Source organism: Azonexus hydrophilus DSM 23864 (assembly GCF_000429605.1).
GTDB classification, from domain to species: Bacteria; Pseudomonadota; Gammaproteobacteria; order Burkholderiales; family Rhodocyclaceae; genus Azonexus; species Azonexus hydrophilus.
Map to the genome: position 1 here is coordinate 1 of NZ_AUCE01000011.1, position 14,971 is coordinate 14,971.

9 protein-coding genes are annotated in these 14,971 nt (G+C 64.3%); 3 read left to right on the plus strand and 6 right to left on the minus strand.

The window, feature by feature from the left end; all coding sequences use genetic code 11:
- Window positions 1-7,128, plus strand: a 7,128-nt coding sequence (locus G471_RS0100545) for an Ig-like domain-containing protein (protein WP_028993583.1), incomplete at its 5' end; no start/stop codon positions are given.
- On the opposite strand, the gene G471_RS0100550 is transcribed toward G471_RS0100545, so the two are convergent.
- Genes G471_RS0100550 through G471_RS0100575 form a run of 6 tightly spaced genes read right to left on the minus strand, consistent with a single transcriptional unit; the run spans window position 7,100 to window position 13,028 of the window.
- Window positions 7,100-7,885, minus strand: coding sequence for a TatD family hydrolase (locus G471_RS0100550; RefSeq protein ID WP_028993584.1), 786 nt, complete (start codon window positions 7,883-7,885; stop codon window positions 7,100-7,102). The two genes, G471_RS0100545 and G471_RS0100550, sit on opposite strands and share 29 nt — an antisense overlap.
- Window positions 7,882-9,135 (minus strand): D-amino acid dehydrogenase, encoded by a 1,254-nt coding sequence (locus tag G471_RS0100555; protein WP_028993585.1) that lies wholly within the window; start codon window positions 9,133-9,135, stop codon window positions 7,882-7,884. The genes G471_RS0100550 and G471_RS0100555 overlap by 4 nt, the downstream gene beginning before the upstream one ends.
- Complete coding sequence (locus G471_RS16285) at window positions 9,132-11,282, minus strand: RelA/SpoT family protein (RefSeq protein WP_043420562.1); 2,151 nt, start codon at window positions 11,280-11,282, stop codon at window positions 9,132-9,134. The genes G471_RS0100555 and G471_RS16285 overlap by 4 nt, the downstream gene beginning before the upstream one ends.
- 22 nt (window positions 11,283-11,304) lie before the next feature.
- A complete protein-coding gene (rpoZ, locus tag G471_RS0100565; protein WP_028993586.1) occupies window positions 11,305-11,511 on the minus strand; it encodes a DNA-directed RNA polymerase subunit omega in 207 nt (68 codons plus the stop codon).
- A 22-nt stretch (window positions 11,512-11,533) separates the two neighbouring features.
- Entirely contained in the window at window positions 11,534-12,142 is a 609-nt protein-coding gene (gene gmk / locus G471_RS0100570; RefSeq protein ID WP_028993587.1) for a guanylate kinase, read from the minus strand.
- Window positions 12,143-12,161: 19 nt separating this feature from the next.
- The gene (locus tag G471_RS0100575; protein WP_028993588.1) at window positions 12,162-13,028 is read right to left on the minus strand and encodes a YicC/YloC family endoribonuclease; all 867 of its coding nucleotides are present in this window, start codon (window positions 13,026-13,028) and stop codon (window positions 12,162-12,164) included.
- Between the two features lie 78 nt (window positions 13,029-13,106).
- Here G471_RS0100575 and G471_RS0100580 point away from each other — a divergent pair, with 78 nt between their 5' ends.
- Together G471_RS0100580 and G471_RS0100585 are read left to right on the plus strand one after the other, a co-directional pair.
- A complete protein-coding gene (locus G471_RS0100580) occupies window positions 13,107-14,054 on the plus strand; it encodes a serine/threonine protein kinase (protein ID WP_028993589.1) in 948 nt (315 codons plus the stop codon).
- Window positions 14,051-14,968, plus strand: coding sequence for a PP2C family protein-serine/threonine phosphatase (locus tag G471_RS0100585; RefSeq protein WP_028993590.1), 918 nt, complete (start codon window positions 14,051-14,053; stop codon window positions 14,966-14,968). The genes G471_RS0100580 and G471_RS0100585 overlap by 4 nt, the downstream gene beginning before the upstream one ends.
- Window positions 14,969-14,971: the final 3 nt, after the last annotated feature.

Consider the following 14,971-nt stretch of genomic DNA (forward strand, 5'->3'; position numbering starts at 1 on the left):
GGCGAAGGCACCACCCTCACTGTCACCGCCCAAATCCGTGACGCCGCCGGCAACCTCGGCAATATCGCCAGCGACTCCGCCACCATCGATACCCGCATCCCCAACGATGGCGTCGCGCCGATCGTCGTCATCACCGAAGACGCCGACAACGACGGGCGCATCAGTGCCGCCGAACTCAACGGCAAGGTCGATGTCCGCATCGAGTTCGACGGCACCAAGGTCGATATCGGCGACATCGTTCGCATCACCGACGGCACCACCTCACGCGATATCAGCATCACCGCCGCCGACAAAACCGCCAATCACGTCCTTACCGACTTCGTGCCGCCGGCCTCCGGGCAGACCATCACGGTCACCGCGCACATCTTCGACGCTGCCGGCAATACCACGCAGCCGGGTAGCGACTCGGCCATCATCGATACCGACATCCCCAACAACGGCCTGCCGCCCGAGGTCGAGATCACCGAAGACGCCAACAACGACGGTTTCATCAACCGTGTCGAGGCCAGCGGCTCGGCCGACGTCAGAGTCTCCTTCAACAAGGACAAGGTCGATGTCGGCGACACCGTCCGCATTTCCGACGGCACCACCAGCAAGGATTTCGTCGTCAGCGCCACCGACAAGGCCAATGGCTTCGTCACCACCGACTTCCCGCTGCCCAGCAATGGCAGCACGCTCACCGTCACCGCCCACATCTTCGACCCCGCCGGCAATCGTTCCGCCACCGGCACCGACTTCGCCAAGGTCGACCTCAGCACCCTGCTCGATCTGCAACTCGTCATCACCGAGGACGAGAACAACGACGGCTTCATCAACGCCAGTGAACTCAAGGGCTCGGTCGGCGTCGATATCACCCTCCCCACCGATGCCATCGCCGGTGACCTCATCACCATCACCGCCACCGGCAACCCCACCCGGACCATCACCCTGATCCAGCCGCAGATCGACGCCGGCAAGCTGTCCATCGAAATCACCCCACCGGCCAACGGCACCCGTCTCGAAGTCTCCGCCCAGGTCACCGACGCCGCCGGCAACAAGTCCAACATCGCCACCGACGCCGCCGTGATCAACACCACGCCGCCCACGTTGACCGTACAACTGGCTCCGTCCTCCGACAGCGGAACCAAGGGCGACAACATCACCAATGACGCTACGCCGACGCTCATCGGCGTCACCACCCCGGGCGCCCGGGTCACGGTCAACATCCCGAGCACCGGCGAGCAACTGCAAACCACCGCCGACAGCAACGGCAACTGGCAGATCACCCCCACCCACGCCATGCCGGACGGCACGACCCCGGTTGTGGCAACGGCAACCGATGCCATCGGCAACACCAGCACGACCAGCCTGCCGCTGACCATCGACACCACGCAATTCACCGGGCTCACCGTCAGCATCCGCGAGGATGAGAACAACGACGGTTTCATCAATCTCAGCGAACTCAAGGATGGCGACATCGACGTCCGCGTCACCCTGCCCGACGGTGCCGCCGTCGGCGATACCCTCACCGTCGGGGCTTCCGGCAACATCGCCCAGGTATTTACGCTGAGCGCCGCCCAACTCGCCACCGGCTTCATCGACACCAAGTTCAACCCGACTTCCAACAACACCGACTTCAAGGTCACCGCCGCCATCACCGACCCCGCCGGCAACACTGCCGGCCCGGTCGAGGACAGCGCACGACTCCAGCTGTCGGCACCCGCCGAGCCCATCGTCACCATCCTCGAGGATGCCAACAACGATGGCTGGATCAACGCTGCCGAACTCCAGGGCGACATCGACGTCCGCATCGAACTCCCCGGCAATGTTCAGGCCGGCGACCGCTTGCTGACCACCGTCAATGGCATCGCCCGGGCGGAAATCCTGATCACCCAGGCCGATATCGACCAGGGTTCCATCGCCCTGCCCGGCATCGCCAATCCCGGTGAAGGCAGCACCTTCACCGTCACTGCGCAGGTCCGTGACAGCGCCGGCAACTTCGGCAGCATCGGCGACAGTCAGGCACGTATCGACACCACGCCGCCGGCCCTGGCAGCCTGGCTCGACCCGACTTCCGACAGCGGCATCCAAGGCGACGGCATCACCAACGACAATACGCCGACCCTCAGCGGCACCGGCGAACCCGGCGCCGCCATCACCGTCACCCTGCCCGGCACCGGCGAAGTCCTGAAGACGACCGTCAGCGCCGGCGGCACCTGGACCGTCACACCGACGCAGCCGCTGGCCGATGGTGCCCATCTGGCCCAGGTCGGTGCCACCGACGCCGCCGGCAATTCGAGCACCGCCACCGTCGCCCTGCACATCGACACCCATATCCCGAACAACCGCCTGGCGCCGACGGTGATCATTACCGAAGACGCCAACGGCGACGGCTACATCAACCGTGCCGAGGCAATCGGCAATGCCGACGTCCGTGTTGCCTTCACTGCCGATCTGGTCGAGGTTGGCGATGTGGTCGTGGTCTCCGCTGGCGGCATCAGCCGCGAGATCGCCATCAGCAGCAGCGACCGGAACAATGGCTACGTCAGCACCGATTTCCCGATGCCGGCCAATGGCGCCACCCTGACAGTCTCCGCCTTCATCGTGGACAGGGCCGGCAATACCAGCGACACCGGCCAGGCCAGTGCGATCGTAGACATCACCGATTACCAGGGTTTGTCCATCGAAATCACCGAAGACGCCAACAACGACGGCTTCATCAACCGCAGCGAACTCCAGGACAACGATATCGATGTCCGTGTGACCTTGCCCAACGGCGCCGCCATCGGCGACACGCTGACCATCACTGCCGTCGGCAATGTCGACAAGGTGTTCACACTGACCGCCGCCCAACTCGCCGCCGGCTTCATCGACGTCAAGTTCAACCCCACCGCCAACAACACCGACTTCCGGGTCACCGCATCAATTGTCGACGTTGCCGGAAATGCCGCCGGCCCGGTCGAAGACACGGCCCGCATCGTGATTTCGCCGCCGAGCGAACCGATCGTCACCATTCTCGAAGACATCAACAACGACGGCTGGATCAACGCCGCCGAACTTCAGGGCAACATCGACGTCAGCGTCACCCTGCCGGCCACTGCCGTCGCCGGTGATACGCTGCTGACCAGCATCAACGGTGTGGCACAAGCCGGCATCACGATCACCCACGCCGATATCCTCAAGGGCTCGATCGCCTTGCCCGGCATCCCCAATCCTGGCGACGGGATCACCCTGACCGTCGAAGCCCGCGTCAAGGACGCTGCCGGGAATATCGGCAACCCCGGCAGCGACAGCGCCACCATCGACCTGGCCATTCCCAACAATGGCGAAGCGCCCGCCGTCACCATCCTCGAAGACATCAACAACGACGGCTTCATCAACCGCGCCGAAGCCAGCGGCAACGCCGATGTCCGCATCGCCTTCAACCCCGCCCTCGTCAAGGCCGGCGACACCGTCCGCGTCACCGACGGCACCACCAGCCGGGATATCGTCATCACCCCCGCCGACCAGAGCAAGGGCTACGTCGACACCGACTTCCCCCTGCCGCCCGATGGCACCACCCTGAGCGTTTCCGCCTACCTCTTCGACCCCGCCGGCAACCGCTCCGCCACCGGCACCGACTTCGCCAAGGTCGACCTCAGCGCCCTGCTCAACCTCCAGCTCGTCATCACCGAGGACGAAAACAACGACGGCTTCATCAACGCCAGCGAACTCAAGGGCTCGGTCGGCGTCGACATTACCCTCCCGGTCGATGCCATCGCCGGCGACCTCATCACCATCACCGCCACCGGCAACCCCACCCGGACCATCACCCTGATCCAGCCGCAGATCGACGCCGGCAAGCTGTCCATCGAAATCACCCCACCGGCCAACGGCACCCGTCTCGAAGTCTCCGCCCAGGTCACCGACGCCGCCGGCAACAAATCCAACGTCGCCACCGACGCCGCCGTGATCGCCATCGACCCGCCCGGCGCCCCGAGTGTCACCATCGTCGAGGATGCCAATAACGACGGTTACATCAGTGCCGCCGAACTGTCCGGCGACATCGACGTGCGCATCGGTCTGCCCGCCACGGCCCAGGCGGGCGACCTTCTCCACGTCTCGGCCAATGGCACACCGATCGCTCCCATCACCCTGAGCCAGGACGACATCGACCGTGGCAATGTCGATATCGCCCTGCCCAATCCGGGCGATGGACAGCAGATCGTCGTCAATGCCCGGGTTGAAGACTTCGCCGGCAATTTCGGCCCGAGCGGCTCCGGCTCCGCGCTGATCGACATCACCCGATTCACCGGCCTGGCCGTGACCATCAGCGAAGACGCCAACAACGACGGCTTCATCAACCGCAGCGAACTCCAGGACGACGATATCGACGTCCGCGTCACCCTGCCCAACGGCGCCGCCGTCGGCGATACCCTCACCGTGACCGCCTCCGGCAACATCAACCAGGTGTTCACCCTGACCGCCGCTCAGCTCGCCGCCGGCTTCATCGACGTCAAGTTCAACCCCACCGCCAACAACACCGACTTCGTCGCCACCGCCAGCATCGCTGACGCCGCCGGCAACAGCGCCGGCCCCGTCAGCGACCAGGCGCGCATCCAGCTCTCCGCCCCCGGCCTGCCCATCGTCACCATCACCGAAGATGCCAACAACGACGGCTGGATCAACGCCGCCGAACTCCAGGGCGACATCGACGTCAGCGTCACCCTGCCGGCCACCGCCGTCGCCGGTGCCGTACTCGTCACCACGGTCAACGGCGTCGTCCAGCCCGAAATCCTGATCAGCCAGGCCGACATCAACAAGGGCTCGATCGCCCTGCCCGGCATCGCCAATCCCGGCGAAGGCACCACCCTCACCGTCACCGCCCAGGTCCGCGACAGTGCCGGCAATCTCGGCGCCATCGGCAGCGATTCGGCACAGATCGACACCCGCATTCCCAACGACGGGCACGCGCCAGTCGTCGTCATTGCCGAAGATTCCAACAGCGACGGCCTGATCAGCGCCAGCGAGCTTCAAGGCAATGTCGATGTGCGCATCGAATTCGACGGCAGCAAGGTCGACGTCGGCGACATCGTCCGTGTCACCGACGGCACATCGACGCGCAACATCGAGATCAATGACATCGACAAGGCCAACGGTTTCGTCACCACCGACTTTCCGCCGCTCGCCGCCGGACAGACGATCACCCTACGCGCGCTGATCGAGGATCCGGCCGGCAACCGCAGCGACGAAGGCTGGCAATCGGCGCTGTTCTCGCTGGTCAAGCTCGACAACATCCAGGTGACCGTCTCCGAAGAAGGCTTGGCCGGGGGCATTCCCGATCCCACCGGCAACCCCTCGGACAATACCGACGACGCCTTCGCCACCGGCAACATCGGCGTCTCGGGTAGCGGTGGTGTCCCGCTCGAGGTCAGCATTTCGGCACCGCCGGAAGCCATCACCTCGGGCGGCCAGGCACTGAGTTGGTCCGGCGCCGGCACCACGGCGTCGCCGCTGATCGGGTACGCCGGCGGCAGCGAAGTCATCCGCCTGAGCATCGATAGCGATGGCAACTACCGGGTGACGCTGGCCAAGCCAATCGACCATGCCAACGGCCAGGACGAAAACGTCGCCACGCTGAACTTCAACCTCAGCGTCAGCGATGGCCGGACAACGGCCAACGCCGTACTCACGCTCGCCATCGAAGACGATTCCCCCAAGGCCGTTCCCGAAGCCGAAGGCGGCGCGATGCGTCATCAGGACACCAATATCCTGCTGATCATCGACAACTCGGGCAGCATGGCGGGTAGCCGGATCCAGATCCTGCGCGACTCGGTCAAACAACTGATCGAAAGCTACGACATGCTCGGCGACGTCGCCGTCCGCATCGTCGTCTACAACAGTTCGGCGAGTGCCTATACCGCCGGCTGGGTCAGCGCATCGACTGCCATCGCCTATGTCAGCACCCTGGGCACTGGCGGCGCCACCAATTACGACGCAGCCTTGCTCACCGCCATGCAGGCTTTCCAGTCCGCCGGCAAGATTCCCGGCGCGACCAATGTTTCCTATTTCCTGTCAGACGGCGACCCCAATGCCCGCAGCGACTGGGACGGCAGCGGCCCGATTGCCAACCAGGTCGGCATCCAGCCGGCCGAAGCCGCCATCTGGCAGGCTTTCCTTGAAAGCAACCAGATCAATTCCTTTGCTTTCGGCATGGGCACCGAGGTCCAGCAGAACAGCATGGCACCGGTAGCCTACAACGGCATCGACAAAACGCCGACCTCGGCCATCGTCGTCAGCAACGAGCACGACCTCGCACCCATCCTGCGCGACACCGTCAACGCCAACTTCCAGGGCAATTTCCTCGACGGCAGCCTGCACCAGGGCACAGGCGCCGGGGCCGATGGCGGCCAGCTGAACGCCTTCTCGATCGACGGCACCAGCTACTTCATCGACGGTAGCGTCAATGGCAGCAGCGCCGGCAGTTTCGAGGCGGCGACCCGGAAATGGACCGTCTTCACGCAAGCCGGCGGCAAACTGGTCATTGACATGGACAGCGGCGATTACAGCTACACCCCGCCAATCAAGGATCAGGCCACGACCGAGACTATTGATTTCAGCATCATCGACAACGATGGCGACAGCGCCTCGTCGACCCTGGCCCTGACGGTTCAGCCGCCACCGGAGAAGATCATGGGGGGCACCGGCAACGACACACTCGTGGGCACGGCAGGCGACGATTACATCGACGGTGGCGCCGGCAACGACCTGATCATCGGCGGGGCAGGCGCCGACGTCCTGAAGGGTGGCGCGGGTTCGGATACCTTCCAGTGGTCCTTCGGTGATCAGGGCAACGTCGGCTCGCCGGCGCAGGACCGGATCACCGATTTCACACTGGGCAGCGGCGGCGATGTGCTCGACCTACGCGACCTGCTGCAAGGCGAAAATGCCGACAATCTGACCGAATACCTGCACTTCTCGGCAGTCGGCAACAACACCCTGCTTCAGATCAGCAGCCAGGGGCAGTTTTCCGGCAGCAACCATGCGGCGATGACCGACCAGGAAATCCTGCTGCATGGTGTCACCCTGAACAGCCTGGCCGGTGCCGGCGCCACCGACGCCCAGATCATCAGCGAACTGCTCAAGGCGAATCTGAAGGTCGATCTCTGAAAACATCGCCGAATACCGCCCGGGCATTGTCGTCAGCCCGGGCGACCAGTGCCGCGACCGGGATACCGCGCAGCGCGGCGATTTCTGCGGCAATGCGTGGCAATTCACCCGGCGCGTTGCGCCCCCGGCCGAGCCAGGCCGGCGGGATATCCGGCGCATCGGTTTCCAGCACGATACTGTCGTCCGGCAGGGTGGCCGCCAGTTCGCGGATGCGGCGCGAGCCTGAAAAAGTCGCGGCGCCGCCAAACCCGAGTTTGAAGCCCAGCTTGATGAAGGCATCGGCTTGCTGCCGGCTGCCGTTGAAGGCATGGGCGATGCCACCACGGACACCGATGCGGCGCAATTCATGCAGAACGGCATCGACGGCACGGCGGGCATGCAGGATGACCGGCAGGTCGAACTCTTGCGCCAGCTTCAACTGGGCCACGAAAAGCTCGGTCTGCCGCGCCACATCGCAGCCCGGCACGAAGAAATCCAGACCGATTTCACCGACGGCCACCGGCTGCTCGGCTGCCAGCCACTCGCGCAGCACAGCCAGATCCTGTGGTCCGGCCTGGTCCACATAAAGCGGGTGAATGCCGTAGGCCGCCACGCAACCGGGCAATCCGGCCAGAGCCTGTTTCTGTGCGGGAAAAGCCGACACCGCCACACCCGGCACGACGATGCCGCTGACACCGGCGGCCCGGGCGGCGGCGTACACCGCGCCCCGGTCGGCGGCGAATTCGGCTGCGTCCAGGTGACAGTGGGTGTCGATCATCCGCGCAGGAAGGGAAACTCCGGTGCCGGACGGCGCCCACCGACCAGATCGGCCAGGGCCGCGCCGGAACCGCAGGCCATGGTCCAGCCCAGGGTACCGTGGCCGGTGTTGAGCCACAGGTTGCTCAGGCGGCTGCGGCCGATCAGCGGCACATTCGATGGCGTCGCCGGACGCAGGCCGCACCAGAACACCGGCTCGCCCTCCACCGCCAGCTTGGGGAAAATCTGCCGGGTACGATCGATCAGGGCCTGGCAACGCACCGGGTCTGCGCTCAGATCATAGCCGTTGAACTCGGCTGTTCCGGCCACCCGAAGACGATTGCCGAGGCGGGAGAAGACCAGTTTGCGTTCGTCATCGGTGATGCTGACACTCGGCGCATGGCTGTCGTCGGCCAGGGTCAGGGTTGCCGAATAGCCCTTGGCCGGATAGACCGGCAAGCCGATACCGAGCGGGCGCAGCAGCAGCGGCGAATAGCTGCCCAGCGCCAGCACGTAGGCATCGGCAGTCAGTAATCGCGGGCCGCCCTCACCATTGACGACCACGGCGGCCACCTGGCCACCGGCGCTGGCGATACGCTCGACCTCGACACCGTACTGGAAAGTCACCCCGGCCTGGCGCGCGCGCTCGGCCAGGGCCTGGGTAAACCGGTGAGCATCGCCCGATTCGTCGCTGGCCGTGTAGTCGCCCCCGACCAGGATATCGGCTGCACCGGCCAGCGCCGGTTCGATCGCCACGCAAGCGGCGGCGTCGAGCATCTCGCGCTCGAGACCGTGGCGGGCCATCAGCCGTGCGGCCGACATGGCCGCCGCCAGTTCGCTACGGTCGGTATAGACGTGCAGGATGCCGCGTTGCAACTGGTCATAGTCGAGCGCCAGTTCCTCGCGCAAGGTCTGCAGCCGGCGCCGGCTATCGAGCGCCAACGCCAGGATCGCGGCGACATTGGCCTGGACGCGGCCGGGCAGGCATTCACGCAGGAAGCGCAGCCCCCACAGCCATTGCTGCGGGTCCGCCCGCCAGTGCCACAACAGTGGCGCATCGCGCCGTCCCAGCCATTTCAGCAGGCGCGGCAGGACATGAGGATTGGCCCAGGGCTCGGCGTGAGAGACGGAAATCTGCCCGCCATTGGCAAAGCTGGTCTCCATGCCGGCAGCCGGCTGGCGGTCGACCACCGTGACTTCGTGACCGGCGGCCTGCAGGTACCAGGCACTGCAGGTTCCGACAACGCCAGCCCCCAGCACCAGGATTTTCAAGCCTCGCCTCCCCTTTCACGGGCGATGCGGGTGACTTCCGGCAAATGGCGGATGCCACGCATGACGGCGGCCAGATGACTGCGGTTGGCGACCTGGATGGTGAAGTTCAGCGTCGTGAACAAGCGCTCGGGATCGGCTTCCATGGCGACGTGCTCGATATTCGAACCGGCCTCGGAAATGGCCGCCGCAACCTGTGCCAGCACACCACGCTTGTTCTTGACCTCGACCTTGATGCGCAACTCGAACAGCTTGCCCTCTTCCGGCTCCCACTCGACGTCGATCCACTTCTGCGGCTCGCTCGAACGCGATTTGCGGATTACCGGGCAATCGTGGGTATGGATGACCATGCCGCTGCCCTTGCGGATCGAACCGATGATCGGATCGCCGGGAATCGGCTGGCAACAGGGCGCCAACTGGATGGCCATGCCTTCGTTGCCGTGGATGGCCAGCGTCAGGCCGCCGGGCACGACCGCCGCCATGTCCTCGCGCGCCAGCAGGCGACGGGCAACCACCGACGGCAGACGCTTGCCCAGGCCGATATCGGCATAGACCTCGTCCAGCGAATGCTGGCCGCTGGCCTTGACCAGCGAATCCCAGGCCGTCGCCGGAATCGAGATCGGCACCACGCCCAGCGACAGCAACTCCTGGCGCAGCAGACGCTCGCCCAGCCGCGCCGATTCTTCGTTCTGCGTCGTGCGCAGGAAATGGCGGATCTTGCTGCGCGCCCGGCCGGTCTTGACGTAACTCAGCCACACCGGATTCGGGCTGGCCTCCTGCGCGGTGATGATCTCGACCAGGTCACCGTTCTTCAGTTCGGTGCGCAGCGGCGCCAGTTCATGATTGATGCGCGCCGCCGAGCAATGATTGCCGACGTCGGTATGCACGGCGTAGGCAAAATCGACGACGGTGGCGCCTTGCGGCAGCGCCATGATCTTGCCCTTGGGCGTGAAGATATAGACCTCGTCGGGGAACAGGTCGATCTTGACGTCCTCGAAGAACTCGGCGGAATTGCCCGACTGCGACTCAAGCAGCGACTGCAGCCACTTGTGGGTCTTGATCTGCAACTCGGCGCTGCTCTCGTTGCCATCCTTGTACAGCCAGTGCGAGGCAACGCCGTCCTGGGCAACATGGTGCATGTCGCGGGTGCGAATCTGCACTTCCACCGGCGTCCCGTAGGGGCCGATCAGCGTCGTGTGCAGCGACTGGTACCCGTTGGCCTTGGGGATCGCGATGTAATCCTTGAACTTGCCGGGCACCGGCTTGAACAGGCTGTGCAGGGCACCCAATGCCAGATAGCAGCTGGGCACGTTATCGACCACGACGCGGAAACCGTAGATGTCGAGCACCTGCGAGAAGGACAGTTGCTTGTCCTTCATCTTGCAGAAAATCGAATACAGGCTCTTCTCGCGACCGAACACTTCGGCAGTCAGCCCGGCATGCGCCAGCTTGTCGCAGATGCCTTCCTGGATACGCGCCAGCAGTTCCTTGCGATTGCCCTTGGCAATGCGCAGCGCCTTGGCCAGCACCTCGGCCCGATGCGGGTAGATCAGGCGGAAGGAGGTGTCCTGCAACTCGCGGTAAAGCTTGTTCAGGCCCAGGCGTAACGCAATCGGCGCGTAGATTTCCAGCGTTTCGCGGGCGATGCGGATGCGCTTGTCGGCGCGCATCGCCGACATGGTCTGGATATTGTGATGCCGGTCGGCCAGCTTGATCAGCACGACGCGCAGATCGCGCGCCATGGCCATCAGCATCTTGCGGAAATTCTCGGCCTGCGCTTCCTGATAGGAAGCGAACTCCATCTTGTCGAGCTTGGACAGGCCATCAACCAGATCGGCGACTTCCTTGCCGAACTTCTCCGCCAGTTCCTGCTTGGTCGCCCCGGTATCCTCCATCGTGTCGTGCAGCAAGGCGGCACAGATCGCATCGGCGTCCATGCACCATTCGACGACGGCGCCGGCTACGGCAAGCGGATGGGTGATGTAGGGCTCGCCCGACATGCGCTTCTGATGCGCATGCGCCTTGGCGGCGAAGGCGTACGCCGACTTGATGCGTTCAACATCAGCCGGCGGCAGGTAATCGAGGCTATCGAGGAAGACGCGGTAAGCGTCCTCCTGGTAATCGGGCGGAAGCGTGGGCGCGGGCTCCATCAGGCTTCACCGCCCCGGACGATCAGGCTTGGCCGCGATTGAGGACTTCCACGCCGACCTTGCCCAGCGCCATTTCGCGCAAGGCGATGACGGTCGGCTTGTCCTTGTCGACCTCGACCAGCGGCGTCGCGCCATTGGCGATCTGGCGAGCGCGATGGGCGGCGGCCAGGGTCATCTGGAAACGGTTCGGAATCCTCTTCAGGCAATCATCGACGGTAACGCGAGCCATGGTCTAACCTCTATTCAATTTTTCAAAGCAAACGGGAAAACAACGCGGGATGCTGCAGGCGCTGCTTGCCCGGACTCAGGCGCGAACTGCGCACGATGGCACGCAAATCCTGCAAAGCCTGATCCAGTTGGTCGTTAATGATAGCATAGTCGAACTCCCCGACATGGCGCATCTCCGCTTCTGCCGCGGCAAGACGACGATCGATGACGTCCTGCGCATCGGTGCCGCGCCCAGTCAGCCGCCGGCTCAGTTCGTCCATCGACGGCGGCAGGATGAAGACGCCGATCGCCGCCGGGAACAGCTTCCTGACCTGCTGCGCACCCTGCCAGTCGATCTCGAGCAGCACGTCGTGGCCGGCCGCCAGCTGGTCGCCGATCCACTTCTTCGAGGTGCCGTAGAAATTGCCGTGCACCTCCGCCCACTCCAGGAACTCGTCGCCGGCGATCATGCTGCGGAAGCGGTCGACGCTGACGAAGTGATATTCCCGCCCATCCTGCTCACCCGGCCGCGGTGCGCGCGTGGTGAACGAGATGGACAGATGGACACTGGTTTCCTCGGCCAGCAGCATGCGCACCAGCGTGGTCTTGCCGGTACCCGACGGTGCCGCGACGACATAGAGATTCCCGGACATGGTCAGTGCTCCCCTGGCGTCATTCGAGGTTCTGGATCTGTTCGCGCATCTGCTCGATCAGCAGCTTGAGCTCCATCGCCGCCTGCGAGACTTCGGTGATGGCGGATTTGGAGGCCAGCGTATTGGCTTCGCGATTGAGTTCCTGCATCAGGAAATCGAGACGCTTGCCGCAGGCGCCGCCGGCCTTGAGCACCCGCTCGACCTCGTCGAGGTGAGTGGTCAGCCGGGACAGTTCCTCGGCCACGTCGATGCGCGTGGCGAACACGGCGACTTCCTGCAGGATGCGGTCGTCGCTCGCGTTGCCGAGCGCTTCCTGCAGACGCTGGCGCAGTTTTTCGGTAAACAAGGCCTGTGCTTCGGGAATGCACGGGGCAACATCGCTGACGATCCGGCGCATGGCGCCCACTCGATCAACGATCGTCTGCGCCAGCTTGGCCCCCTCGCGCCCCCGGCTCGCCGTGAATTCCTCGAGCACCTCGTTGGCCAGCGCGAGCACGACCGGCCCCAGGGCGGCAAAATCGACGCCCTGCTCGCCGAACATGCCCGGCCAGCGCAAGGCTTCGTTGACCGACAGCGGCGCCGCATCCGGCAAGCGGCTGCGCACTTGGGCACCCAGCGCGCTCAGCGCGTCGAGCAAATCGACATTGATCTGCAACTGTTCGCCACGGGCGGCGGTGGCGTTGAAATTCAGGCGGCACTCGACCTTGCCCCGGTTCAGCCGCTTGGCGAGCAGCTCGCGCAGCGGCATTTCCATCGCGCGCAGGTCTTCGGCAACGCGAAAGTGAAAATCCAGATAGCGGGAATTGACGCTTTTTAGTTCCAATTGCAGCGTTCCACGCTCAAGATCGCGGGTTTTCACTGCATATCCGGTCATGCTACAAATCATCGGGGCTTGCTCTCCAGCTTTACAGGTCGGACAACACGCCCGACAATGCCTGTTGATTGCATCATAACCGCGAGATCGATGGCGCAACAAGCCAACCACCCGCTACCTAGCGGCCACCAGCTGGAGGAGTACACGATCGACCGCCAGTTGTCGCTGGGCGGTTTTTCCATCGTGTACCTGGCCCGTGATCCCGAAGGAACGCAAGTCGCGATCAAGGAATACCTGCCCAACAGCCTGGCGCTGCGGGCCAAGGGCGACATCAAGCCGATCATCAGCGAAGACCATCTCGGTCCTTTCCGCTACGGCATGAAATGTTTCTTCGAGGAAGGCCGGGCACTGGCCCGACTCTCGCACCCGAACGTGATCCGCGTGCTGAACTTCTTCCGCGCCAACGAAACGGTCTACATGGTCATGGAGTACGAGCACGGCCGCACGCTGCAGGAATTCATCCACAAGCATCAGGGCCATGTTTCCGAACGTTTCATCCGCGGCGTGTTCACGCGCATGCTCAACGGCTTGCGCGAAGTGCACTCGCACAAGCTGCTGCACCTCGATCTCAAGCCCTCGAACATCTACCTGCGCGGCGACAATTCCCCGGTCCTGATCGACTTCGGCGCCGCCCGACAGACCCTGGCCAGCGACCAGCCCATGCTCAAGCCGATGTACACCCCGGGCTTTGCCTCGCCCGAACACTACGGCGAACGCAAGAATCTCGGCCCGTGGAGCGACATCTACAGCGTCGGCGCCTCGATGTACGCCTGCCTGGCCGGTTCGGCACCGCAAGCGGCCGACGAACGCCTGAAGAAAGACACCCTGACGCCGGCCATGGTGCGCTGGGAAGGCCAGTTCTCCGACCGCCTGCTGGAAATCATCGACTGGTGCCTCAACCTCAACCACCTGTATCGCCCGCAAAGCGTCTTTGCGCTGCAAAAGGCCCTGGTGGCCGACGTCCATCCGCCGCACATCCGTCAGCCGGGTAACTGGCTCGGACGTTTCGTCGGCAAATTCCGGAGTTCCCCGAGATGAGATTCACCATCTACCAGGACAGCCGCCAGGGTGGCCGCAACAACAATGAAGACCGCACCACTTACTGCTATTCCCGCGACGCCCTGCTGATGGTCGTCGCCGACGGCATGGGCGGGCATCATCATGGTGAGATTGCCGCCCAGATCGCCGTCCAGACGCTGGCCAGCGCCTTCCAGCACGAAGCCCGGCCGCACCTCGACGACCCTTTCCGCTTCCTGCAGCGGGGCATGACCAATGCCCACCATGCCATTCTCGACTACACCGCCCGCCATCGCCTGCCGGACTCGCCGCGCACCACCTGCGTCGCCTGCATCATCCAGGACAACGTCGCCTACTGGGCGCATGCCGGCGACTCGCGGCTGTTCCTGATCCGTGCCGGCCGGGTCATCGCCCAGACCAAGGATCACTCGCGCATCCGCCTGCTGCTCGAAGAGGGCCTGATCACCGAAGCCCAGGCCGAACGCCACCCGGATCGCAACAAGATCTACAGTTGCCTGGGCAGCCCGTCGGCGCCGGAAATCGACTTCTCGCGCAAGACGCCGCTCGAACATGGCGACATCATCCTGCTCTGCAGCGACGGACTGTGGGGCGTGATGCCCGGCGAGAAGATCGCGCTGGTACTGCCCGGCAACAACCTGCTGCAAGCGGCGCCACTACTGATGAATCAGGCCGAGGCACGCGGCGGGCTGCATGGCGACAACCTGTCGGTGGTCGCCGTGCATTGGGAAGACAATTACGTCGAAGCCCTGAGCAGCGCCATTTCGACGCAGACCATGCCGGTCGACGAGGTCACCACCAAACTCGAAGAGTTCGGCCGCAACCCGAGCTACAAGAGCGATCTCTCCGACGACGAGATCGAGGCAGCGATCGAGGAAATCCGCGCTGCCATCGACAAGTTCAACCCGAAGAAGTAAAGG